The organism is Bradyrhizobium sp. 17 (assembly GCF_023073515.1).
Lineage (GTDB): Bacteria > Pseudomonadota > Alphaproteobacteria > Rhizobiales > Xanthobacteraceae > Bradyrhizobium > Bradyrhizobium canariense_D.
The window spans coordinates 1-363 of the sequence record NZ_JADPJQ010000062.1 but is presented as its reverse complement, the minus strand read 5'-3'; the positions used below and the strand labels follow the sequence as shown (position 1 = coordinate 363).

The following is a 363-nucleotide window of genomic DNA, read 5'->3' as shown; positions in this document are numbered from 1 at the left end:
GCATAGAAGTGTACGCCGGCGGCGGCCGGAAACAGTGGCCAGATGATTTGAAGGCGCAGATTGTCGCGGACAGTCTCGAGCCGGGCGCGATCGTAACAGATGTCGCACGTCGCCATGGCTGCCGGCCCCAGCAGGTGCATGACTGGCGGCGCCGGGCGCGTTTGGGTCAACTGGTGCTGCCAGCTGCGGCGGGTGCACTGTCGTTTGTGCCGTTAGTGTCGGAATCGTCGCCATCGGCGGCTGCAGCTCCCTCCGGGGCGCCGGAAGCAGCCGTTGTGACGGTTGAGCTCCATGGGGCACGAGTTGAGGTGCGAGGGACGCCTGGACTTGCCGTGCTGAGTGATGTGTTTGTTGCGTTGCGCC

1 protein-coding gene is annotated in these 363 nt (G+C 65.3%); it reads left to right on the top strand.

Annotated features, from left to right (window positions below; all coding sequences use genetic code 11):
• Positions 1 to 8: 8 nt before the first annotated feature.
• The coding region (locus IVB13_RS40385; RefSeq protein WP_247488638.1) for a transposase at positions 9 to 363 on the top strand (355 nt) is incomplete at its 3' end.